Origin of the sequence: Moritella sp. 5 (assembly GCF_018219455.1) — a bacterium.
Classification (GTDB): Bacteria; Pseudomonadota; Gammaproteobacteria; order Enterobacterales; family Moritellaceae; genus Moritella.
The window spans coordinates 4,056,478-4,081,076 of the sequence record NZ_CP056122.1; the positions used below are offsets into that span (position 1 = coordinate 4,056,478).

At 41.1% G+C, this 24,599-nt stretch carries 17 protein-coding genes; 4 read left to right on the forward strand and 13 right to left on the reverse strand.

Features of this window, described 5'->3' with window-relative positions; translation table 11 throughout:
• Positions 1-234: 234 nt before the first annotated feature.
• The 8 genes from HWV01_RS18090 to thrA all read right to left on the reverse strand — a co-directional run bounded on the left by HWV01_RS18090 (position 235) and on the right by thrA (position 12,313).
• Positions 235-2,406, reverse strand: a complete 2,172-nt coding sequence (locus tag HWV01_RS18090; protein ID WP_211672862.1) for a TonB-dependent receptor — start codon at positions 2,404-2,406, stop codon at positions 235-237.
• A 171-nt stretch (positions 2,407-2,577) separates the two neighbouring features.
• Positions 2,578-4,590 carry a Fe(3+)-hydroxamate ABC transporter permease FhuB gene (gene fhuB / locus HWV01_RS18095; RefSeq protein WP_211672863.1) on the reverse strand — a complete coding sequence of 671 codons (2,013 nt, stop codon included), beginning with the start codon at positions 4,588-4,590 and terminating at the stop codon, positions 2,578-2,580.
• A 3-nt stretch (positions 4,591-4,593) separates the two neighbouring features.
• Complete coding sequence (locus HWV01_RS18100; RefSeq protein WP_211672864.1) at positions 4,594-5,484, reverse strand: ABC transporter substrate-binding protein; 891 nt, start codon at positions 5,482-5,484, stop codon at positions 4,594-4,596.
• A gap of 65 nt (positions 5,485-5,549) precedes the next feature.
• Positions 5,550-6,317 carry an ABC transporter ATP-binding protein gene (locus tag HWV01_RS18105; protein ID WP_211672865.1) on the reverse strand — a complete coding sequence of 256 codons (768 nt, stop codon included), beginning with the start codon at positions 6,315-6,317 and terminating at the stop codon, positions 5,550-5,552.
• A gap of 218 nt (positions 6,318-6,535) precedes the next feature.
• On the reverse strand, positions 6,536-7,252 hold the full coding sequence (locus tag HWV01_RS18110; protein ID WP_211672866.1) for a siderophore ferric iron reductase: 717 nt from the start codon (positions 7,250-7,252) through the stop codon (positions 6,536-6,538).
• A gap of 211 nt (positions 7,253-7,463) precedes the next feature.
• On the reverse strand, positions 7,464-8,753 hold the full coding sequence (thrC, locus tag HWV01_RS18115) for a threonine synthase (RefSeq protein WP_211672867.1): 1,290 nt from the start codon (positions 8,751-8,753) through the stop codon (positions 7,464-7,466).
• A gap of 141 nt (positions 8,754-8,894) precedes the next feature.
• Positions 8,895-9,851, reverse strand: a complete 957-nt coding sequence (gene thrB / locus HWV01_RS18120) for a homoserine kinase (protein ID WP_211672868.1) — start codon at positions 9,849-9,851, stop codon at positions 8,895-8,897.
• Positions 9,852-9,853: 2 nt separating this feature from the next.
• Complete coding sequence (gene thrA / locus HWV01_RS18125; protein ID WP_211672869.1) at positions 9,854-12,313, reverse strand: bifunctional aspartate kinase/homoserine dehydrogenase I; 2,460 nt, start codon at positions 12,311-12,313, stop codon at positions 9,854-9,856.
• A 330-nt stretch (positions 12,314-12,643) separates the two neighbouring features.
• Between thrA and aceK the strand changes: the two genes are divergently transcribed.
• Positions 12,644-14,368 (forward strand): bifunctional isocitrate dehydrogenase kinase/phosphatase, encoded by a 1,725-nt coding sequence (gene aceK / locus HWV01_RS18130; RefSeq protein WP_211672870.1) that lies wholly within the window; start codon positions 12,644-12,646, stop codon positions 14,366-14,368.
• 77 nt (positions 14,369-14,445) lie between these two features.
• Here aceK and HWV01_RS18135 read toward each other — a convergent pair whose 3' ends face one another.
• Positions 14,446-14,925, reverse strand: coding sequence for a putative 4-hydroxy-4-methyl-2-oxoglutarate aldolase (locus HWV01_RS18135; RefSeq protein ID WP_211672871.1), 480 nt, complete (start codon positions 14,923-14,925; stop codon positions 14,446-14,448).
• Positions 14,926-15,763: 838 nt separating this feature from the next.
• On the opposite strand from HWV01_RS18135, the gene arcA reads away from it, so the two are divergent.
• On the forward strand, positions 15,764-16,480 hold the full coding sequence (arcA, locus tag HWV01_RS18140) for a two-component system response regulator ArcA (protein ID WP_211672872.1): 717 nt from the start codon (positions 15,764-15,766) through the stop codon (positions 16,478-16,480).
• An 89-nt stretch (positions 16,481-16,569) separates the two neighbouring features.
• Here arcA and HWV01_RS18145 read toward each other — a convergent pair whose 3' ends face one another.
• Positions 16,570-17,457 (reverse strand): chemotaxis protein, encoded by an 888-nt coding sequence (locus HWV01_RS18145; RefSeq protein ID WP_211672873.1) that lies wholly within the window; start codon positions 17,455-17,457, stop codon positions 16,570-16,572.
• A 207-nt stretch (positions 17,458-17,664) separates the two neighbouring features.
• A complete protein-coding gene (gene purL / locus HWV01_RS18150; RefSeq protein ID WP_211672874.1) occupies positions 17,665-21,558 on the reverse strand; it encodes a phosphoribosylformylglycinamidine synthase in 3,894 nt (1,297 codons plus the stop codon).
• Positions 21,559-21,813: 255 nt separating this feature from the next.
• Here purL and mltF point away from each other — a divergent pair, with 255 nt between their 5' ends.
• Both mltF and HWV01_RS18160 read left to right on the forward strand, forming a co-directional pair.
• A complete protein-coding gene (mltF, locus tag HWV01_RS18155; protein WP_249185371.1) occupies positions 21,814-23,313 on the forward strand; it encodes a membrane-bound lytic murein transglycosylase MltF in 1,500 nt (499 codons plus the stop codon).
• Between the two features lie 137 nt (positions 23,314-23,450).
• Positions 23,451-23,588, forward strand: a complete 138-nt coding sequence (locus tag HWV01_RS18160) for a hypothetical protein (RefSeq protein WP_211672875.1) — start codon at positions 23,451-23,453, stop codon at positions 23,586-23,588.
• Positions 23,589-23,602: 14 nt separating this feature from the next.
• Here the strand turns inward: HWV01_RS18160 and tadA are convergent, their stop codons facing one another.
• Entirely contained in the window at positions 23,603-24,163 is a 561-nt protein-coding gene (gene tadA, locus HWV01_RS18165; protein WP_211672876.1) for a tRNA adenosine(34) deaminase TadA, read from the reverse strand.
• 119 nt (positions 24,164-24,282) lie between these two features.
• A complete protein-coding gene (locus tag HWV01_RS18170) occupies positions 24,283-24,585 on the reverse strand; it encodes a hypothetical protein (protein WP_211672877.1) in 303 nt (100 codons plus the stop codon).
• Positions 24,586-24,599 lie beyond the last annotated feature (14 nt).

Here is a 24,599-nt window from a genome sequence, read left to right on the forward strand (position 1 = left end):
CAGCCTAACCACTCTGGCCTCACACCTTAAACTTAATACCTCACTCAACCCTAAAATCGGGACAAAAAAATACCTTGTTCCGATGCCATTAACGCGACATCAAACAAGGTATGTTCACAAATGTGAGAATGCGTCATCTAAGATTAGACTACACCATCAAAAATGCACGTAATGCCACAAAGTCATTCTCGATTAAGTGTCTTATTACATAACCCCACTCAAAAAAGTGAAAGATTAATATTTAACCTGATAATTAAGCGTATAAGTACGGCCTCTTCCTTTATAATCATAGGCTGCGGCATCATAGTGTTTAGCATATAATATCTGTGCTCGTTGTCCCCACGCCGTTGTATAATCTTTGTTTAGCAAGTTTTGGATGCCAAAGCCAAGGCTACCGACAGGCAATTCATAACGACCGACCAAATCAAGCACGGTATAACCAACTAACTCTTTTTCTTCCGCATCTTTATAGTCAAACATAGTTTGGCTTTGGACTTTTAACGAAAGTGCTGAATCATACCAGCCAATCCATGAACTGGCTTTTGACGTACTTGCCTGCCCAGCGCTAAAGTCATCCCACTTTTCAGCAGACTTAACTTCTGAAACCACATAGTGACCAGATGCACCCACTTGTATATTATCCATAACCCAATAAGAAACTAACGCCTCTGCACCATAGACTCGTTTTTTATCGCTCACACTGTCAATTAACAACGTCTTTTTATTGTATTCAACTGACTTATTCGATTGCGATAAATAAGCAGCGGTTTGGAAGCTTAATGCGTCTTTTTGTATTCTATAGCCAAGTTCATAACTATTGGTTTTAATGCCTGACATTTTAGAGTTTGCAACATTAATACTGTTTTTAAGTCCATAGTGGCCATTCGCATCTGCGGCACTATAGCTACCTTTACCATAATATTTTGCAGGGTCCGCAAGATCAAAACCTTGAGAGAAGTTAACCCATATTTGTGAGTCTGATGTTAATTTGTAAACAGATCCTAAATTAAATAACCCGATTGAATAATTTGTCTTCCCACCAGGAACCGCATCTGCTGATGACCCCTTTCCTTGCGCAATTTTCTTTTGAATCTTGTAATCAACAAAATCATCGATTTTATTGCGCATATATTGATAACGATAACCACCTTCAATTGACCAATCATCGGTAATATTGACATTTGCCTGAATGAAAGCAGCGGTAGAGCCGACTGTAACCCCAGGATAACGGCCTATTTCAGCATAGGTTTCATTAATTAAATTACCAGAAGCATTCGCAACCTTTGGATCGAATAACGCTTGATTACTATCAAATTGATCTAAATAAGCGTCTACACCGTAAACTAAATCCACCTTGCCGAAAGACTTGGCCAACGCTGTTTTTAACGAGAATACATCTGTTGTTTGCTGTGATGCACCTTGGTAATACGGCGTATACGTTTGATCTTCTTTACGGTAAGACCCTTCCACCATAAGTTGATGACCAAAAAATTCAGAATCACTGTATGCCGAACTTAACATGATACGCTCTGTACCGTGCTGGCGGTCTGATTCGAATCCTTTTCTAACATCAACAAAATCACGCCCAGCAATATACAAACCGTATGGCGAATCTTGCTGACTATCATAATATTGCGCTAATAATTTTAGGTTTTTCGAATCAGATACCGCTACATTTACCGTTGTCTGCAAGTCGATTGTTTTATTATATTGCAATGACCCCTGTGAAATATCGGGGGTAATCATCTTACCGTCCGAGCCATAAAACCCTTGTGTTTCTGTATAAACAGCCGCAACACGAGCAGATACCGTATCATTACCACCAGAAACAGATTGCGCCACTTTATAATCGAGATCATCACCCTTATTAAATCCTGATGAACTACTCACGTAGCTTTCAAATTGAAGCGCTCCCCCTTCAGATTTCTTGGTAATAATATTAATTACACCACCGGTTGCGCCAGCACCATAAATCGAAGTAGAACCAGAAAGTACCTCTATTCGTTCAATATTAAACGGGTCTATCGCGTCTAGCTGACGGCTAATAGGGCGTGAAGATTGTAATGACACACCATCAATCATCACGAGCATGGCCCGACCACGTAAATTTTGCCCATAGTTAGTTCTTCCACCACTACTCACATCCAAAGATGGGACCGTTGCAGCCAAGATTTCACCCAGCGTTTTACCACCTCGATATTCTTGCTCAATTTGTTCTGAATCAACAAACCAAACCGTGCCTGGAATTTCACTTATCGCTTTTTCTGTTCGACTCGCGACCACTACAGTGGTTTCTTCCTCTGGTGTGATCCCTTCAGCTTGGGCAGTGACCGATACAAACGAGATCGCAGAGGCGACGGCGGCAGCAACTAATGTTAGTGGATAATTCCCTTTTTTAACTTTCATTTATGTTCTCTTTTTTATGTTTACACTTAACCGAATAACGAAAACTAAGACAAATGATTCGTATTCATACCTTGATATTAAATAACGATTTATTACTTAATATTTACTACTTAAAAATTCATTTCGCTGCGACTAATTCGCCGACTTAAGACTCCGAAATCCAACCAATCACTACTTCCTCATCAGATACAAAAAGTACGCACCACCAATCAACGAAGCCAATAATCCTGCCGGGAATTGCCACGGGAACCAGAAGATTCGTCCGACCCAATCAGCGAGGAGCATCAAGCAGCCGCCCAATAGACTGGCCGTTAACAATTGATGAGATGCCCGATACTGATGAAGCGATCGCGCCATGTGTGGTGCTAACAAGCCAATAAAACTCAAAGGCCCGATAATAATGGTGCACAAGGTTGTCAACGCGGCCACCAGAAGCAATAAGAACAAACGCACTTTGCGGCAATCCAATCCAATACTGGTCGCGGTTATTTCCCCAAGACCAACCAGATCTAAGCGCCGATGATTTAAAAAAGCAATGCCGGAAAGCAAGGTCACACCCGCACCTAATAGATACACATCACTCATGCTGACCAAATACGTCGAGCCTGAAAGCCAAGTTAACAATGCTGTCACGTTATCTTGCCCTGATGACATTGCAATGCGTAAGAAAGCATCGAGTCCTGCGCTCAGCGCGATCCCCGTTAATAACATTTGCGCTGGCGCAAAATTATGTTTTCGCCCCATCAACCAAATAACCCCAGTGACAGTAAACGCCCCGAAGGTGCCAAGTAACATTTGCTCATACCGTTCAACCGTCACACCAAACAGTGCGCCAAGCACTAACGCTAACGCCGCACCAGAGCTAATCCCTAATATTTCAGGACTTGCCATTGGATTCGTCGAGACCCGTTGAATGACTGTTCCCGCAATAGCCAAACCAATACCCGCGAAAAGAGAAACAAGTACTCTTGGCAATCGAAGTTCCATGACTGAAGTGTTAAATGACATTATCCAGCCCGTTTGGTTTTTGCCGACAACTAAAGCCACCATAAAGCAGACAATCACGAGGATACCAAGCGGAAATAATACCTTTTGAATATTCCTGTGCTGATATGTCATTGGACTCGTGTCCCTCGACTTAAGATCCGATTGCAATAACTTTCGATTTAATAACCAAAGCAAAAAGGGCGCGCCCAATAATGCCGTCATTGCTCCGGTCGGCAGTAACGCCCCTCCAGCACCCGAGAATGGCTGTACAATCAGGTCTGCCAGTAACAACATCAAACTGCCAGTCACACCGCTAACAAGGATCTGAGCGGTGAGTTTTCTCGCCCCGCACAGTCGTGCAACGGCCGGGGCGACAATGCCAATAAAGCCAATTAAACCCACTTCACTGACCACTGCCGCAGTAATAAATATCGCTAACGTCAATGAAATTACTTTAATTTGCTTAATGTTAATGCCAATAGAAGAGGCAACCGTGTCTCCTAATTGTAATACTGACAAGGGCCTTGAAAGTAACAATAGAGCAATAATAGGTAGCGTAATAAGCTGTAATACCGTCATAACACTCGACCAATCATTTTGGTTTAATGTCCCCGCCCCCCACACAAATACACTTGCTAATTTTTGTTCATTCAATAGCAATAACATGGTATTGAGTGAACCAAAAAATAAACTGATCACCATACCAGCCAAAACCATATGCACAGGAGAAAACCCACGCTTGGCCGATAATATAAAGACCAATAATGTTGCTAGCCCCCCACCTAAGAAAGCGGGAATAAAACCATTAATGCTACTATTAACGGGCAAAAATAAGATGCCTAGCACTAACCCTAATTCGGCACCAGCAGCAACACCTAGGGTCGTCGGTGAGGCGATTGGATTACGTAGTACAAACTGCATCACACAGCCTGCGACCGCTAATGCAAAACCGCATAATATCGCTATCGCTAAACGGGGTAGATAAGTAAGGTGGGTAATAAGATGCTGATAATTGCTCGCGTCATAATGAAACACCGTTTGCCACAATAAACTCAACCCTTGTGAATAAGGCGCGGTCCACTGCAGTAAACTCAGCAATATCGCAGCAATGAGTGAGCAAAGAAAAAAACGCCACCACATGCCTTGCTGTTTTGAGGCATTAAATTTTGAAGTGCTAAATAGAGGAAATGTATTCATCGATTACTTAATCAGTTGCTGAGTAATATGGTCGCTAAATCGTTGCGCAGAAACAAGTCCACCAAACGTCCAAATAGCAGGAAGCTCAAATACTGAATCTATGCGGGTAAATGCCATCGCTTGCCATAATGCAGATTGAGTTAACTGCTTTCTTTCTGCCACTTTTAATGGCCCAAAAATCAACACGTTTGCTTGCTGGTGCTCTGCTAGTTTTTCGATGCCTGCAGTAGTAAATCCCCACAAATTGCTTTGTTCATGCCAAGCGTTAACGAGTCCCATGTCTTCAATAGTTGCCTGCGCTAAGGAGCCTGCACCGTGAATCCGAACCGTTTTGTCATTAATAAACCGGATAAACATCAACGGATTATTGTTAGCTTGCATACGCCTAATTTTATCGCCATTCGCCTGTAATCGTTGCTGTGTTTGTGTAATGACTTGTTTGGCTTGTTTTTCTTTATCCAGTAATAGACCGAGTTGTGTCGTGATCTGCGTTGCTGAAATAAGCGGTGTTTTGTCATTGTTGTAGACGCTATACACTAAGGTCGGGGCTATCTCACTGAGTTGTTTATAGACTGCAACCATGTGCTGACTAATCAGTATCACATCAGGTTGTAATTCTGTCAGTAACTCTAAGTTAGGCTCTCTTCGTGAGCCCACATCAATCACTGAATCATTGAGCTTAGGCTCCGTCACCCAAGTTTGGTAGCCTTTAACATCCGCGACGCCCAGTGGCATAACACCGAGGCTTAATACCGTTTCGGCAAGCGCCCAATCTAACGCCACTACTTTTTTTGGCGTTTGTTCAAGGTGAGTAATACCAAGTTCATGTTTAATTTCTACAGCCTGAACCGAAAAAATACATAAGGTAATAATGAAACCAATAATTTTATTCAAGGGAGTGTTCCTAGCTGTTCGTCCATGTTTATGCTCTATAAAGCATGAGGGTTAAAGACATGAGATTAAGGAATATAACTTATCTGCTGACCCGTTTGCGGATGCGCAAACAAAGCCAATTCCATACCATATATTTTTTGTAATATCGCAGGAGTCATTAACTCACTAGGCGTACCTTGTGCAATCACTTTTCCTGAATGTAAAGCAATAAGCTGGTCGCTAAATTTTGCCGCCATATTAATGTCATGAAGCACCATAATGACGGTTAATCCTAAGGTTTCATTCAAATTTCGGATCAGGGCTAATAATTCATATTGGTGTGCAACATCCAGAGCAGACGTAGGCTCATCGAGCAAGATACACTGACTTTGTTGAGCCAATAACATCGCCACCCATGCTCTTTGACGTTCGCCACCAGACAAAGTCGCAACAAAGCGATCGCTAAACGTACTTAGCCCTACTTTCTCTATCGCATCATCCACCAGCTGGTGATCTTGTTTGCTATATCTGCCAAATGCCCCTTTCCACGGATATCGACCAAAGCACACTAATTCTCGAACAGTAACGCCATCCGTGATTGGTGGGTGTTGCGGCAAATAAGCAACATTAAGCGCAAAGTCTTGATGAGACAAATGATGAACGGCTTGATCATCAAACAGTACACGGCCTTGAGTTGGGGAATTCTGACGACTGAGTAATTTAATGAGCGTCGATTTACCACAGCCGTTATGACCAAGTAAGGTCGTGACTTTACCTTTAGTAAAGACCAAGTTCGTTGAATGCAGGATCGGTTTCCCGCCAATTTCAAACGACGCATCGATAAGTTGATACATAAATGAAGTAAACTATTTATTAATAAGTAATTAACTGAACTCTAACATACATATCCAGTAATGATAATTGTTTTCATTACCATTGATAATTAGTAGGGTACACCAACTCTTTCAGACTAGCCCCTATTTATATTTGTATTTGTATTGTCGAGTAGCATTATAGCGATTACATTTATGCCAATCTCCAAGAAAATACTAGGAGCTAAAGAATGCGTAAATTAACGCTTATTACTGGGGTGACGCGGGCAATCTTCACATAGATTGCGACCTTCACATTTATAAACTAAGCAGCAGCTGGTACGGATCAATTTTAGCTTATTGGTAGTAAGGTCAACTTGCAAACCGGATAAATGCTTATCTGGCAGTTCAAAAGCCGCTAACCACAATTTAGCTTGCGTCAGAAAATACGCATTAGATAATGCAGGGGCCTGTGCTTGCAGTTTTATAATGCAATTGAGTAAACCATCGGCAATTAAGTGTTTGGTGAATCCGGGGCGAATACGAGTCCATTGGGATACCTCTTCACGATATGACTCAAATAGTGCGCTTAATTGCAATCCAATCGATGAGATCAGCTCTTCGTTCGAGCCAAAAATAAGATCTGATGTATGAAACGTAAATCCAGAAATAAACCCCGATTGAATAGTTTGACTCACATTTTTAATATCAGGAATCGCTTTTAATTTATAAACAGAAATAAAAGCAATATAGATGGGTTGCCAGCAGAGAAGATCCCAGGTTCGCGTTAACCAATAAGCGCTTCCGGCTTCTTTTGAGGATTCGGACAATTGCCAATAAAGCTGTTGGATAACGTCACTGTTCTGACGTGAAATGTGGATACCTTCTCCGTTATCTGCTGCTAATTGCCCAGATAGGTAAGGTGTCACTTGCTTAGATGACTGAAAGAGTTCTTCAAAATATTCACTATTTTGCATAAGAATTAATACACAATATCAATTAGCTGTAAATAAAAACTAGAATAACCACTTGAACACCACAATGCAAATGATTATCAATTACACATGGTTTTTGGGCCTGTATTATAAGCCTTATAGCTATTTTCAATTTAAAAAAAAGGTCTTAACCAGAAATACCGATTAAGACCTTAATAATAAAATGTGAATAATTAATCGCTTTGGCGCTAGACTACGCCATTAAAAATGTACGTAATGCCTCAAAGTCATCTGCCATATCAACAGATAAATTTGGCTTATCGGCACAATCAGCAAGTTCTTGCGGCAAGCCAATATCACGACCTAGAATCTCTTCAACTGATTCTTTGAACTTCGCAGGGTGCGCAGTACATAGGAATAAACCGAATTCATCTTCGCCCAATTTTGCACTTAAGCGGTCATAGGCAATCGCACCATGCGGTTCACATAGGTAACCTTGTTCATCTAACGCGACAACAGCTTGCTTAGTATCTTCATCAGATAAGAAATCAGATGCGAGTTCAGACAAGTCCCACCCTTTAACACGTGCCAGTTCTTCGATACGCGGCCAGTTACTTGGTACGCTTACGTCCATCGCATTGGACAAGGTTGCTTGCGTTGCTTTTGGATCCCACTCACCGCTTTCTAAATAACGCGGCACAGTATCATTGATATTCGTCGCGGCAATAAAGCGTTTAACTGGTAAGCCTAATGTTTTTGCTAATAGACCTGCAGTCAGGTTACCAAAGTTACCACTTGGCACTGATACTACTGTTTGTGCGCGCTGTGCTTTTGGCAATTGTGCGAATGCTTCGAAGTAATAACAGATTTGTGCCATTAGACGACTAATATTGATTGAGTTAGCCGAGTTAAGACCAATTGCCTGACGCAGATCTGCATCATCAAATGAGCGCTTCATTAATGCCTGACAGGCATCAAAGTCACCATCAATCGCGATAGTGCGGATATTACCACCGAGCGTGCAGAACATCTGTTCTTGCAAGAAGCTAATCTTACCTTTTGGATACATCACCACGACTTCGATATTATCCATACCATAGAAGGCATGTGCTACAGCAGCACCCGTATCGCCTGATGTAGCGGTTAAAATAGTGATCTTTTCACCAGTCGACCCTTTATTAGCACTTAAGCGTGACAGGCACTGTGCCATGAAACGACCACCGAAGTCTTTAAACGCCAATGTTGGACCGTGGAATAATTCTAATGCACTGATCTTGTCGTTCACTTTCGTTACTGGCGCAGGGAAGTTAAACGCACTTGCAACTATGTCATGTAATTCTTGTTCGCTAAATTCATCACCGATCAGTGATTGTAAAATAACGCGACTACGGTCGACTAGGTTCATCTCTAGTAAAGCATCAATATCGTCTATCGGATTAATTTCGCTCGGAAAGAACAAACCTTGGTTTTTACCCATGCCTTGTTTTACTGCTTGTGCAAAGCTAACTGTCTCTGCGTGATCTTTAATGCTGTATAATTTCATTGTTGTTCATTCCCTAAAACATTATTTGTGCAACCTGCGTGATAACTATGACCTTAACATAATAAGCGCATATAACCCTAGAGACTAGGGTTTAACAATCACCACGCAGTATTTTTCTATTTCTATAATTACAGCTGTTTATTACAATTCTGTAGCGACGATACGTGCGCCCTGTTTATCCAGCTTGCAGATATGGCTGAAGCCATCACCGTTTTGGATAAAATTAGCGTCTAACCAAGCTTTTAACTTTTCAGCTTGTGCTAAGTCAGTCATCACGTTAAATACCGTCGGGCCAGAGCCTGAAATACCGGTTGCCAATGCACCTAGCTCTTTTGCATAGTCACGTACTTCATCAAACTTTGGAATAAGCTGAGCACGGTACGGTTCTGCAATCACATCTTTTAGCATGGCCGCTGCAAGATCTTGTTGTTTGCTATAACAAGCGTGGATGAACCCAGCCAAATTACGGCCATAAGCTAAACAATCGGCACGGCTGTATTCAGTTGGTAAGATTTCACGCGCAGCAGCCGTCGAGATGCTGATACCCGGATAAGCAACAACCCAATACCATTCATCGAAACAAGGCACTGACTGACTAATAACGCCGTTTGCTTCGAGCATTAATTGCAAACCGCCTAACGCACACGGTGCCACATTATCATAATGCACACTGCCACTAATCTGGCCTTCTAATTCACCCATTAACAACACCATTTCGTTGTCATTAAGTTCATTGTCATGAAATGCATTTAACGCTTCTAAGCCCGCCACAATCGATGCAGCACTTGAACCCAAACCACTACCAATCGGTAGGTTTTTTTCTAATTCCATGACCAGAGATTTGATTTTTAAACCACGTTTCTCTAACGCTTTGCCGTAACCTAAATAGCAGTCATAAACAATATTTTCACGGAAATCATCTGGCAGTTTATGGGCAAAGCGACCACTAGACGCTAATGTAAACTCACCATCCGTTGCGGCGATATAAACACGATCGCCAACCAAGGTGCCATCAATAGGTGCTAATGCAGCACCTAGAACATCAAAACCAACGTTAACGTTACCGATAGATGCCGGTGCATATGCAACAAGACTCATCCTTAAACCTCCTGCTTCCAATTAAGAGTACGTAATACATCCGCAAATACGCCCGCTGCAGTCACTTCTGAACCTGCACCATAACCACGTAATACCATCGGGATTGGCTGATAATAGCGGCTATAAAATGCCAATGCATTCTCACCATCTTTTACTTTATTCAACGGATCTGATTCTGGTACTGCCGCAATCGATACTTTACATTTACCGTCTTCGATCTGACCGATATAACGTAAAACGTTACCCTCTTCAGCAGCCGTTGCTTGCAAATCAGCAAAGTACGCATCTGCTTTTGGTAAGTTCGCCATAAATTCTTCATTAGTGCCCGTTGCATCAAAATCAGCAGGGATTGCTTCTTCAACTTCAACTTGGTCTAAAGTTAAATCCATGCCAGCTTCACGTGCAATAATCAATAATTTACGTGCGATATCCATGCCACTTAAATCTTCACGTGGATCGGGTTCTGTAAAGCCATTGTCACGTGCTTGTGCCGTTGCTTGCGAGAAACTCATGCCTTCATCTAATTTACCAAAGATGTATGACATAGAACCTGACAAAATACCGTTGAAGCGTACCAGTTCATCACCCGCGCTCAATAAATTCTGCAGATTTTCAATCACAGGTAGACCTGCACCTACGTTAGTATCGTATAAGAAACGACGGCGGGTTTTTAATGCCGTTAAACGCAGTTCGTGGTAATAATCCATGCTCATGGTATTGGCTTTTTTGTTCGCCGCAACAACGTGGAAACCACTCCCCAAGAAATCAACATATTGACTGGCAAGATTATCATTACTGGTACAATCAACAATCACTGGGTTAATAATGTGGCTATTTTTGACCAAATCTTCCAGTGCTGCTAGTGAGAATTCAGAATCACTGGCAGCAAGATCATCAGCCCAATGTGTTAATGATAACCCTTCTGAGTCAAGTAACATTTGGCGACTGTTAGCGATACCGCAGACACGGATCTCAATATGACGTTCTGCTAAAAATTCTTTTTGACGTTTGATTTGTTCGACTAATGCCGCGCCCACACCACCGCACCCTAATAAGAACAGGTCGATGTATTGTTGTTTACCAAAGAAAATATTGTGTGATGCTTTAATCGCTTCATTGGCTTTGCTTTCATCAATAACCGCAGAAATAGAACGTTCTGATGAACCTTGCGCAATAGCAACAAGGTTCACTGATGCTTGTGCTAATGCCATAAAGAAACGCGCAGCAATACCGTTGGCTTTACGCATGCCATCACCAACCAGCGATACAATAGCTAAACCATCACGCATTTCGATAGGTTCGAGTAACTGATTACTGATCTCTAACGTAAATTCGTTATTCAGTGCCTGTTTAGCTTTACCTGCATCATAACTGTGGATACAGAAGCTAACGCTGTATTCTGATGATGATTGCGTGATAAGGGCAATAGATACACCAGCGCGTGATACTGTTTCAAAAATACGACCCGCCATGCCAACCATACCTTTCATACCCGGACCGGATACGTTAATCATGGTCATGCCACTAAGCTCTGATAATGATTTAACTTCGGCTTGGGTTTTTGACATTAACCCGCCGATTAGAGTGCCTTCACCTTCTGGATTTTTAGTATTCTTAATCAAACAAGGAATGTGGTGCTGAGCAATCGGTGCAATCGTTTTTGGATGCAATACTTTCGCGCCAAAATAAGACAATTCCATTGCTTCTGGGTAGCTTAATGTTTTAAGTAATTTGGCATCTTTTACTAAGCGTGGGTCACAAGCGTAAACACCGTCTACGTCAGTCCATATTTCACAGCAGTCAGCATATAGACACGCCGCTAATACCGCTGCAGAATAATCAGAACCATTACGGCCAAGTACAACTGTATTACCCTGTTCATCACCCGCAGTGAAGCCAGGCATTAAATAGATATGGTCAGTCTTAATTGGGTCTTGTTCAAAACGAGCACGAGAAGCGTCAATATCCACAGTAGCTTCTAGTACACTGCCCTTTCCTACTAGCTTGTCTTGCGGAACAATCACTTCAACTTTAAAGCCACGCGCCAATAACAGTTGCTCCATACAAACAATACTCAGCTTTTCACCGGTACATAAAATCTTTGCTTCAATATTTTCCGGGCACTGCGATAACAGCTTTACGCCATATAAGTATTCTCTTAATGTCGCTAATGATGTTGTTACCTGCGTTAATGCGACCACATCATTAAAATTAGGGTATTGAATTTTTAGACCTGCAACGAGCGCCTTAAATATCCCTTCGATTTCTTCCAGTGATGATTCAGCATCAAGGCCACGAACCGTTTGTTGCACAGCGGCAACCAAATTATTGGTCACTTTTGCTGGTGCAGACAACACCAATGCTACCTGTGATTGCTCAATCTTACTCACAGATATATCTGCTGCACAGGCAAATCGTTCAGCGTTTGCCAACGATGTTCCACCAAATTTTAAAACTCGCATCCTTTGCTCCTTGTAGATACAAAAAAGCCCGTTCCAAATGGTAACGGGCTCTTTTATCATTTCTGTCTTAGCCCTACGTGTCATCCCACCGTTGTAATAACAGTGTTAATAATCGTGGTGGTAATGAACGCTAAGCAATAAGTCATAATAATATTTAATAAATCTGTTAATAATTTCAATACCTATAGCAATATCAAAAAATGAGAGCCAAATCAAGTTTAAAATATATTTAGTTGTTTCACTATACATAGATAAAAGGATTTAAACATGTTGAAATAATGTAAAAAGATTGCGATATTTAGGCTTATCTTAAGTCCAAGGATTTGTTGTATGGAAAAAGTTTTAGAAGCGCAAATAGCGGGGTCGCTATTAGAATCGTTTGATGCTTTTTATAGCCGCTTTTTAGAAGTCACGCGTGGTGCAAAATTACGTTTTGAAAACGCGGATTGGCATGGTGTTCAAATTGCGGCGAAAAAACGTATTAGCCTTTATGATTACCACGTCGGTAAGACAGCTCAGAAAATGCAAGATCTTGCGGCGGAAACGGAAGCTAATAAAGTATTCCTGCAAGGGATTAAGCGAGAGTACGAAGCGCTATTACAGCATTACCCAAATTTTGAAATTGCCGAAAGCTTCTTTAACTCTGTTTATCGCCGTGTCTTTAAACATACCAATATATATAAAGAACAGCTATTTATTACTAATGCTAATCGCGTTAGAGATCCAGGGTATCCGAATAATTTTTATCGCAGCTATACCCGAGGCGGAAACTTTTCGGTGATCTTACGTAAGATCATTGGTGGTTATACGTTTACGGCTCGATGGGAGAACTTGGACAGGGACCTTGCTAATGTCGTGGATTACCTTAACCAACATGCGCCAAAACAACTCACCGAAGCTGAACACATCGAAGTGCACATGCTTAACGAAGTATTTTATCGCAACAAAGGGGCTTACCTTATGGGTAAGATCTTTGCTGATGGACACATGTACCCGTTGGTATTTCCGATTTTAAATAACGAAGAAAATGAGATTTATTTAGATACAGTCATTTTTGAAAAAGAAGAAACTAGTATTTTATTTGGCTTTGCCCGTGCTTATTTCTTTGTTTATGCACCAGAACCTGGCGCCATTGTACAATTTTTAAAACCGATGATCCCGCATAAAACGAACTTTGAGATCTACTCTGCCATTGGTTGCCAAAAACATGCAAAAACAGAGCTATTCCGCCACTATATAAAGCACTTAGATAACTCTGATGATAAGTTCATTATTGCCCCTGGTATTAAAGGTATGGTGATGAGCGTATTCACCCTACCCTCTTATGATGTGGTATTTAAGCTCATTAAAGATGAGTTTGCACCACCCAAACAAATCGATCACGCGACCGTAAAAGAAAAGTATCAGATCGTAAAATCCCATGATCGTGTTGGTCGAATGGCAGATACTCAACAATTTAAGAATTTTGCTTTTCCCAAGGATCGTTTCAGTCAAGAACTGCTCGACGAATTGTTAGCTGTCGCCCCTTCAATTATAAAATTAACCAACAGTAAAGTGGTGATCAAACATCTTTATATTGAACGTAAGATGATCCCGCTCAACATGTATCTCGAACAAGCAAATGAAGAAGAGCTTGATAATGCTATCGATGAATACGGCAATGCAATCAAACAACTTGCGGCAGCAGATATTTTCCCCGGTGATATGCTGTTTAAAAATTTTGGTGTGACCCGACACAATCGTGTGATCTTTTACGATTATGATGAGATCTCATATATGCATGAAGTTAACTTCCGCTACATTCCGCCACCACGCTACCCAGAAGACATTATGCTGGCTGAACCTTGGTTTGCCGTCGCTTCCAACGATGTATTCCCTGAGGAGTTTGAGACCTTCTTATTATCTCGACCAGAAATTAACAAGCTCTTTAAAAAATACCATTCTGAACTGCTTGACGCCGACTACTGGAAGGGACTACAAAACGATATTAATCACGGTAAATACAGCGATGTATTCCCTTATCGCCGAGCACGACGTTTTATCCGAGATGAATAAGTAATGTAGATAAATAAAAAGGGATGGGGTTAATAATCGATTAACCTCATCCCTATCTTCACCGCGAATACAGACACCTAAAGAAGTGGTTCTTTAGCCACCACTACACCATTTAAATCGGCATAGATATAATCACCTTCGGCAATGCTCACACCAGCAAAATGCAAATCTATACCCGCATCACCTAAGCCACGTTTTTCTGTTTTAACAGGACAAGCCGTTATCGCTTTAACCCCTAATTCAAGCGTATTAATAGTCGCAACATCACGAATGGCACCATAAATAACAAAACCAGCCCAGCCATTTTTTACTGCATTTTCGGCAATCATATCACCGAGTAACGCACGTCGTGTTGAGCCTCCGCCATCAACCACTAAAATACGTCCTTCTCCTGGCGTACCAGCAAGTTCTTTAACAAGCGAGTTATCTTCAAAACATTTAACCGTTACCGCTTGGCCACTAAAAATAATCGCTTTACCATAACTTTGAAAAATAGGGTCCATTACAGACAATTGATTAAAATGCTGATCACACAGATCAGGTAACAGGTCTAACATAGTCCATCCTTAGAGTCGTTATTGTATATATCTCATATTCCAGTAACTATGTTACGTGAAACGATACTTACTACAACTGCTAACACATTAGCGCAAATCAATTATTTCGATCTATAATTAATTAACAAAGTAAATACATTAATCATTAATTATAGATAAAACTTACCAGTTTGTAATTTGATTACATTTTACTGACAAAAAATCTGTTCAATAACAGAACACTTTAATAAACCAAAGTCACTCATCTAAACAACTGACATATAGATAAATTCAAACTAAAACACCGCATCAACATAAAATAGAAATGCGATAAACCATAACTGATCTGTTTATTTAGTACTAAAATTAACGAACAAAAAATATTAATCAAAATAATTTTTACCTTTATTCTTATAAGTACACAGGTTAATTCGAACAATGTGAGCTGAGTCAAGTCCGAGTAACTAAATCATTAAACAATATTAAACATATAGAACAAAATTATAACGATTTGATTTGTATAACTTAAATGCATATATAATTTATCCTTGTATCACTATTCTTTATTTACTTAAATATGGAAAACATTCATTTCAACTAAAATATAACCAATGGGGGTTATTTGATAAATATCAAATCTCGTTGAGTTATTACGTAACATAATTACATTAGGTTGTTATACTGCTGTTAATAACATATAATCCTATAGTTAAGGACGCCATAAAACTAGATATCCTGCCACAGTCAGCTGTTTTAGATAAATAGTCTTATATTTCATGGATGTATTACTCTTACTCCCCGATTAATTGATATCAATAATCTGGGCACTATTTGATCCAAAGCGAAACTAGGTACGTTTATGCAAACCCCAAACATTCTTATCGTAGAAGATGAACTCGTTACACGTAACACCCTAAAAAGCATCTTCGAAGCTGAAGGCTATTCAGTACATGAAGCAAGTAACGGCGATGAAATGTATGAGATCATTACCAATAACCCTATAAGCTTGGTAATCATGGATATTAATCTTCCAGGTAAAAATGGCTTACTGTTAGCACGTGAACTACGTGACAAACATAATTTAGCTCTCATGTTTTTAACTGGTCGCGACAATGAAGTTGACAAGATTTTAGGCCTAGAAATTGGTGCTGATGACTACATTACTAAACCATTCAATCCACGTGAATTAACGATTCGTGCACGTAACCTACTCGGCCGTACTTTTACTAAAGCCCCAGTAGCAGACGAAGAAAAAGCGATCGTAGAAGAATATGAATTTAATGGCTGGCGTTTAAATATCAACAGCCGTTCTTTGATTAGTCCACTGGATGATTCATTCAAACTACCACGTAGTGAATTCCGTGCAATGCTACACTTTGTAGAGAATCCAGGTAAAATTCAAACACGTGCAATGTTATTGAAAAAGATGACAGGCCGTGAACTAAAACCACACGATCGTACTGTTGATGTAACTATTCGTCGTATCCGTAAGCATTTCGAAAGTATTGCTGATACACCAGAAATTATCGCAACAATCCACGGTGAAGGTTACCGTTTTTGTGGTGAATTAAGCTAAGCATTACATTGCTAGCGATACCGTGAAGGTACTATAAATAATAAAAAAGCGCTAAATAGCGCTTTTTTTGTGCTTAGCATTCGTGCGAGTTAAATTTGACCTATCTTATCTCGCCCTTTTACTCCACGTAGAATCGCTTGTAAGAGCTCGCTTGCATCAAATTTAGTCAGCGCTTCATCTGCACCAATTTGCTGCGCACGTTCAGTGCTAATCGCACTTGATAACGAAGTATGAAGAATAATATAAGTCGCAGACACGTTGGGCGTACTACGTACTTCAAACGCAACTTCATAGCCATCTAATCCCGGCATTTCAATATCACTAACCAACACATCAATAGGGTTACCAGCTTCGACTGCTGATTGCATCACAGCTAACGCATCTTGACCATTTTTAGACACTTGATAATGAATACCTGCGGCATCTAACGCACCACCAAGTTGATTACGTGCGACCATTGAATCATCCACCACCAAAATTTCTTTGGTACGAAGCTCTTCAAGCTCAAGTTCTGTAAACTGGGGCAACTCAATATCGTCATCAGGATAAATGTCAGCTAACAAGCGTTCAACATCCATGAGTTGCACTAATTGGTCATCAAGCTGCATTACCCCCGTGGTATATATATTACAGCCAAGTGATGAATCTGGCGCTGAAATATCTTTCCAATTACAATCCATAATCTTATCAATATGACGCACCAAAAAGCCGACGATCTGACGGCTACAATCCGTGATAATAATATTGCATGAATCATATTCTTCTTTACTGACAGAGCGATAGCCCACAGCCGCTGCCATATCAATAATAGGAATTGTCCGACCACGCAGTGTCGCAGCGCCCATCACCATAGGATGAGAACCAGGTAAAGAATACAAACGTGTGGAGGGTACAATTTCCTGCACTTTCAACGTGCCGATTGCAAATTTTTGCTGGAGGTTCAACTTAAATAATAATAAACCTTGTGACTGACTCATTACCCTTCCTATATTAATTAATACATCCACTAAACGCTTAAGACTATAGCATAATTAAGCATTTACATTGTTTTATGTAACCAATATAACACGAGTAAAATGAAAGCAAAAAAAAGGCCGCAATAATTGCGACCTTTCATTCATTTACATATCAACCGAGTGACAGGTGACTTAAAATTAACCTAAGTACTCTTAATCTAAGTACGATTAACCTAAGTTCACTCGCGCATTACGGAACATACGCATCCAAGGGCTATCTTCACCCCATTCTTCTGGATGCCATGAATTGCTCACAGTACGGAATACACGTTCCGGATGTGGCATCATGATAGTTACACGACCATCAGTCGTTGTTAAACCAGTAATACCTAATGGCGAACCATTTGGGTTTGATGGGTATTGCGTCGTTGGTTGACCGTAGTTATCAACGAAGTTAAGTGCCACTGTGCCACTGTTTTGTAGTGCTTGTAGATGCGCATCGTCACGTAATTCAATACGACCTTCACCGTGAGATACAGCGATAGGCATTCTTGAACCAGCCATGTCACCTAAGAATATTGACGGATTCTTCGGTACTTCAACCAAGCTAAAACGTGCTTCAAAACGTTCTGATTGGTTAGTAACGAAACGTGGCCATAATTCTGAACCTGGGATAAGTTCACCCAAGTTAGATAACATCTGACAACCATTACATACACCCAGTGAGAAGCTGTCTTCACGTTCGAAGAAAGCCGCAAACTGATCACGTGCTTGTGGGTTAAACAAGATTGACTTAGCCCAACCTTCACCCGCACCCAGAACGTCACCGTAAGAGAAACCACCACAAGCAACCAAGCCTGCGAAGTCTTCTAGGTTAACGCGACCGGCAAGAATATCACTCATGTGAATATCTTGAGCAGCGAAGCCAGCACGATCAAAGGCAGCAGCCATTTCCGTTTGCGAGTTTACACCCTGCTCACGAAGGATTGCCATTTTTGGTTGTACACCAGTAGCAATGTAAGGTGCAGCAATATCGTCTTTAACATCAAAGCTTAAGTTAACGTTTAGACCAGGGTCTTTCACATCGAGTTTAAGGTCGAATTCTTCTTGTGCACAACTAGGGTTATCACGCAGCGCTTGCATTTTAAGCGTTGTTTCAGCCCACATCGCACGGTAGTAGGTACGACTTTCAGCTAATACGTTTTCACCGTTACGTGTGAAGCGAATCATGTCATCTTCATTTGTAGAACCAATCACATGACAACATGCAGCTAGACCGTGGCCCGCTAATGTTGTGAGTACTTGTTCTTTCATTGCAGAAGACACTTGGATAACCGCGCCTAACTCTTCTGAGTAAAGAGCTGCAAGATCATCGGTACCTAGCATATCAAGTTCAACGTCAACACCACAGTGACCAGCAAATGCCATCTCTGTTACTGTTGAGAATAAACCACCATCACTGCGGTCATGATAAGCCAGTAATGATTGCTCTTTCACTAACACTTGCATTGCATCGAAGAAGCCTTTCAGCTGCTCTGAGCTATCTACATCTGGCGTCTGTTGACCCAGTTGCTTATATACTTGCGCTAATGATGAAGCACCGAGACGGTTCTTACCATTACCTAAGTCGATAAGGATAAGGTCAGTTGCGCCTTTGTCAGTACGTAGCTGTGGTGTTACTGTTTTACGTACGTCTGTCACACGACCGAACGCAGTAATAATCAGTGATAATGGTGATGTAACTTCTTTGTTTTCACCGTTATCTTCCCAGCGCGTCTTCATTGACATTGAATCTTTACCTACTGGAATAGTAAGGTTCAATTCAGGACAAAGTTCTTCACCTACCGCTTTAACCGCTGCATATAAACCAGCATCTTCACCAGGGTGACCTGCTGCAGACATCCAGTTAGCAGAAAGGTTAATACGTGTTAAATCACCAATTTCTGTTGCTGCGATATTTGTTAATGCTTCGGCAACCGCCATACGGCTAGATGCAGGGAAGTTTAACAGTGCGAGTGGCGTACGTTCACCGATAGCCATTGCTTCACCAGCGTAAGTATCAAAACTTGCCGCGGTTACAGCACAATCGGCAACTGGAACCTGCCAAGGACCAACCATTTGATCACGTGCAACCAGACCCGTTACCGAGCGGTCACCAATCGTGATTAAGAACGTCTTTTCAGCAATCGCAGGTAAACGTAATAAACGTTCAGCAGCATCTTTCACTGTGACACCAGTAAAGTCTAATGCTTCACCTTCAGTCACTAGCGTTGTTGCTTCACGGTGCATCTTAGGTGCTTTACCTAATAATACTTCCATTGGCATATCAATTGGCTGTTCGTCTAATAACGAATCCGTTACAGACAAATGCAACTCTTCAGTCGCTACGCCAACTACTGAGAATGGCGCACGTTCACGCTTACAAATCGCTTCGAATGTTGCTAGGTTTTCAGGTGCAACAGCCATTACGTAGCGTTCTTGAGATTCATTACACCAAATTTCAAGCGGTGACATGCCAGGTTCATCATTGTTGATATCACGCAATTCAAACTGAGCACCACGACCACCGTCATGCACAAGTTCAGGAAATGCGTTTGATAAACCACCCGCGCCCACATCGTGAATGAAGGCAATTGGATTGTCTTCACCAAGCTGCCAGCAGCGGTCGATAACTTCTTGACAACGACGTTCCATTTCTGGGTTTTCACGCTGTACAGAAGCAAAATCTAAATCTTCGTGTGATTGACCTGAATCCATCGATGAAGCAGCACTGCCACCTAAACCAATGTTCATTGCAGGACCACCCAATGCGATAAGTTTCGCGCCTACTGGGATATCACCTTTTTTAATGTGTTGGTCACGGATATTACCCAAACCACCAGCCAGCATAATCGGCTTGTGGTAACCACGTACTTCCACACCATTATGGCTGTTAACTTCAGCTTCATAAGTACGGAAATAACCTAATAGGTTAGGACGACCAAATTCGTTATTAAATGCTGCGCCACCCAAAGGACCTTCTAGCATAATGTCTAATGCACTAACAATACGACCTGGCTTACCAAAGTCGGTTTCCCATGGCTGTTCAAATTCTGGAATACGTAAGTTAGATACCGTAAAGCCAACTAAACCTGCTTTTGGTTTCGAACCACGACCCGTTGCGCCTTCATCACGAATTTCACCACCTGAACCCGTCGCGGCACCAGGCCAAGGCGAAATTGCAGTTGGGTGATTGTGCGTTTCAACTTTCATCAGAATTTGGATATCTTCTTGGTGATATTCATACTGGTGAGTTTGTGGATCAGGGAAGAAACGGCCAGCTTTTGAACCTTCCATCACAGAAGCATTATCTTTATATGCAGATAAAACATGATCACCTGTTTGTTCAAAGGTGTTCTTGATCATCTTGAATAATGATTTTTCTTGCTCTTGGCCATCAATAGTCCAATCAGCATTAAAAATCTTATGACGACAATGCTCTGAGTTTGCTTGAGCAAACATCATTAATTCGATGTCATTTGGATTACGCTTTAATTGAGTAAAGCTCGCAATCAAATAATCGATTTCATCTTCAGCCAGTGCTAAACCTAATTTAACATTCGCATCAACAAGTGCCTCACGGCCACCCTCTAAGATATTAACCGACTTTAACGGACGCGCTTGTGCCTGAACAAATAATTGTTCAGCTGCATCTAAACAATCAAATACAACTTCCATCATACGGTCGTGCACAAGACTTGCTGCAGTTTGTAGTTGGGTTGGTGTAAGTGGTGTAGATGAAGAGATGTAGTAAGCGATGCCACGTTCAAGACGTTTTATTTTAGAAAGGCCGCAGTTGATTGCGATGTCGGTAGATTTAGAAGACCAAGGAGAGATAGTGCCGGGACGAGGAGTGACGAGAAGGAGAGTTCCTTCGGGAGCGTGCTCTGCAATTCTTGGCCCGTAGGTCAACAACTTTTCCAGGACACTCCGTTCATTGTCACTGAGCGGGGCTGTTACATCGGCAAAATGGATGTACTCCGCGTAAATTGTTATATCCGATAATCCTACATCATTACATCGTTCGACTAGTTTACTAGTACGAAACTCAGAAAGCGCTGGCGCTCCTCGCATTATATGCATTAACTTTTTCTCACTAAAAGGGTTACTGGGGAAAAATCCCGAGTATTATATGCAAATTATGACAATAACGATAGCGTTACATGAGCAACAAGTTAATTTACTAATCTTTTTTTTCAATCCTTAGTCGATAACATCGTTAACAGTATTGATAACATTATCATTTCACGCACAAATATTAACACTGTTTTTTTATACAGCTCACTGTGATTAACGGTTGTGTAATGGCAATGAAAACGCTATAAAGATAGATCCAACATGTATATTTATATTTTCATACAAAAAGGTGCTTACTTGCAGGTATTTTTCACTCGCTTACAACTCTTTTTAAAACCCAGCTTAATCATTATTTTGAGCCTGGTTGTTTCCGGCTGCATTCAAGAAAAGGATGAGCGCACTCAGTTAGAAAAGATCCAAGATGCGGGAGAATTACATATCAATACCATTTATGGTCCTGCCAACTATTACCTAGAAGGTAACAAACCAGCAGGTCTTGAATATGAGTTATTGAAACAATTTAGTGATTATCTCGGTGTTAAATTAGTGATTCATCCGCACCATTCTGTGAAAAGTATGCTGGAAAGTAAAAATACGAAAGTTAAACCCATCGCTTTATCTGCGGGTGGTTTAACACGTACCGAAAAACGCCTAGAAGAATATCGAATGGGACCAAGTTACTACCAAGTAAAACAACTTCTCATCTATCGTAAAGGCAGTCTTAGACCACGTAACTTACAACAGATAAACGATCCTATTTATGTGGTGAAAAGTTCAAGCCATGAAGAATATGTACAGCAACTACAGCGTGATTATCCCGAACTAAACCTGACTTATAAAACCTTCCCCGATGAAGATATCTTATTCAGTAATTTAGAAGAAGGCACTATCAAATTGGCGATTGCAGATGATACCTCCTTATCTCAACATCAGTACTATTACCCACACCTGAATAAAGCCTTCGTACTAGAAGACGATCTCGATGTTGTTTGGTTGATGGAAAAAAATAACGATGACAGCTTAGCCAATGCCGTACTTGCCTTTTTCACCTTGCAGCAAGTCAGCGGCGCAATGGAGCAACTACAAGAGAAGTACTTTGGTCATATTGATACCTTTGATTTTGTCGATACGCGTACCTTTTTACGTCGCGTTAATTCACAATTACCTAAATACGAAGGACTGTTCCGTCAATATGCTGGAGAGCTCGATTGGCGCTTACTCGCAGCAGTCAGCTACCAAGAATCCCATTGGAACCCAAAAGCACGCTCACCAACGGGTGTACGCGGCATGATGATGCTTACTTGGCCAACCGCGAGAGAATTTGGTGTAACCTCACGTATTGATGCAGAACAAAGTGTGCGAGGTGGTTCAGCCTACTTAGCAAAACTGATCAAGCGTTTACCCGATACTATTTCTGAGCATGAAAAACCCTGGTTTGCATTAGCCGCCTATAATATAGGTTATAGCCATCTAATTGATGCAAGAAAGATCACTGAAAAACTGGGTGGAAATGAGAACAGCTGGGCGGAAGTCAAAGCGATCATCCCACTATTACAACAACCTAAATGGTATAAATATACACGTTTTGGCTATGCTCGAGGTAATGAGGCCGTCAAGTACGTGAGTAATATTCGTAAATATTACGATAGCTTACGTTGGTTTGATGAACAGATTAATATGACCGAGCAAGTCGCCCGTGATGTCGGTTTTGAGCTTTCAACAGAAACAGAGCTAACACTGGTGATAACAGATATAGAATAACACCTATCTGTTGTCACACTATACGCATAAAACTGACATAAAAGTTTCATGTGCATATTATTTATATTACTGTATGTTAATGAACATAAAGACAAAAGAACGCCTAGGACTAGGCAGCGAAATCAAAGGAAAACAAGATGCTGAAGAACAGAGCAAGATTAAAAATTAAAACACCAAGACGCCAAATATCACGTTCAAGAACAAACCGTTCGCTACTTAACCGCCAGCGTTCATTCTTTTTACAAAATGAAGAAGCGGCCAACTTTGACGGCTAGCCCGCTGTACGAGGTTAACCTTTTTGTAAAAGCTTCAGGGCTTTTTTTTCTTTCCGGCGACGTCTAAAAAATTGACTCAATAATGCGCCGGTTTCACTAGCAAAAACCCCTGAATGCACTTCAATTTGATGATTCAATTTTGGATGATCGACCAAATTAAATACTGACCCCGCCGCACCCGTTTTCAAATCTACCGCACCATACACCAAACGTTTCACTCGACTGTGTACCATCGCACCTGCACACATAGAGCATGGTTCTAACGTTACATACAAGGTGGCATCAATGAGTCGGTAGTTCTCGATTTTTTTACCCGCTTCACGTAATGCCATAATTTCGGCATGGGCCGTCGCATCATGTAAATGAATCGATTGATTCCAACCTTCCCCGATGATTTTATCATCGAGTACAATGACAGCTCCCACGGGAACTTCATCAATCGCTTCGGCCTTCCCTGCTAACATAATAGCGTGTTGCATCCAGCGCTCATCAGCTTGAACCTGCTCAGGAGTAAGGGCTAAATTAATATCTAAATTGGTTATAGGGCTACTGTTTTCAGTGATGTCTTCGGTCATGAATATCTACAATACGTGTAATTTATAAAGATAATACCATAACAAAAGCCACCATCAATCGTATAATATTACCAATACTCGTCACAATATACATATGGCATAAAGATTGAAATGCTAATTTATGTACAGTCCACCTCTGAGTCATGATAACTAATAGACATATCGGCAGTGTTAATCAATAACGAAAGACTATTCGCATGATAAATAGTGACATCCTTAAATGTGGTTTCAATTTCAGTTGATGGGTCACTGAAAACACATGTCGTAAACTGCTCTATATAGTAATACTCTGCCGAGGTCCACGGCGATGAATCATAATACCAAAACGCAATAAACGAACCAGCGACCATTAGGTACACTAAGATGTAGCGCCAATAGGACTGGAAAAAAGAAGGCTCTAATGAAGAGGGAAGGATCGTCATTTGTAATTACTATT

What these genes read in the sequence shown, in the direction of transcription:
- HWV01_RS18160 (WP_211672875.1), top strand. Translation starts at nt 23,451, where the DNA reads ATGCTGAAGAACAGAGCAAGATTAAAAATTAAAACACCAAGACGCCAA.
- arcA (WP_211672872.1), top strand. Translation starts at nt 15,764, where the DNA reads ATGCAAACCCCAAACATTCTTATCGTAGAAGATGAACTCGTTACACGT.
- thrB (WP_211672868.1), bottom strand. Translation starts at nt 9,851, where the DNA reads ATGAGTCTTGTTGCATATGCACCGGCATCTATCGGTAACGTTAACGTT.
- purL (WP_211672874.1), bottom strand. Translation starts at nt 21,558, where the DNA reads ATGCATATAATGCGAGGAGCGCCAGCGCTTTCTGAGTTTCGTACTAGT.
- HWV01_RS18110 (WP_211672866.1), bottom strand. Translation starts at nt 7,252, where the DNA reads ATGCAAAATAGTGAATATTTTGAAGAACTCTTTCAGTCATCTAAGCAA.
- HWV01_RS18170 (WP_211672877.1), bottom strand. Translation starts at nt 24,585, where the DNA reads ATGACGATCCTTCCCTCTTCATTAGAGCCTTCTTTTTTCCAGTCCTAT.
- HWV01_RS18090 (WP_211672862.1), bottom strand. Translation starts at nt 2,406, where the DNA reads ATGAAAGTTAAAAAAGGGAATTATCCACTAACATTAGTTGCTGCCGCC.
- HWV01_RS18105 (WP_211672865.1), bottom strand. Translation starts at nt 6,317, where the DNA reads ATGTATCAACTTATCGATGCGTCGTTTGAAATTGGCGGGAAACCGATC.
- HWV01_RS18135 (WP_211672871.1), bottom strand. Translation starts at nt 14,925, where the DNA reads ATGTTAGACCTGTTACCTGATCTGTGTGATCAGCATTTTAATCAATTG.
- aceK (WP_211672870.1), top strand. Translation starts at nt 12,644, where the DNA reads ATGGAAAAAGTTTTAGAAGCGCAAATAGCGGGGTCGCTATTAGAATCG.
- HWV01_RS18145 (WP_211672873.1), bottom strand. Translation starts at nt 17,457, where the DNA reads ATGAGTCAGTCACAAGGTTTATTATTATTTAAGTTGAACCTCCAGCAA.
- mltF (WP_249185371.1), top strand. Translation starts at nt 21,814, where the DNA reads ATGTATATTTATATTTTCATACAAAAAGGTGCTTACTTGCAGGTATTT.
- fhuB (WP_211672863.1), bottom strand. Translation starts at nt 4,590, where the DNA reads ATGAATACATTTCCTCTATTTAGCACTTCAAAATTTAATGCCTCAAAA.
- thrA (WP_211672869.1), bottom strand. Translation starts at nt 12,313, where the DNA reads ATGCGAGTTTTAAAATTTGGTGGAACATCGTTGGCAAACGCTGAACGA.
- tadA (WP_211672876.1), bottom strand. Translation starts at nt 24,163, where the DNA reads ATGACCGAAGACATCACTGAAAACAGTAGCCCTATAACCAATTTAGAT.
- thrC (WP_211672867.1), bottom strand. Translation starts at nt 8,753, where the DNA reads ATGAAATTATACAGCATTAAAGATCACGCAGAGACAGTTAGCTTTGCA.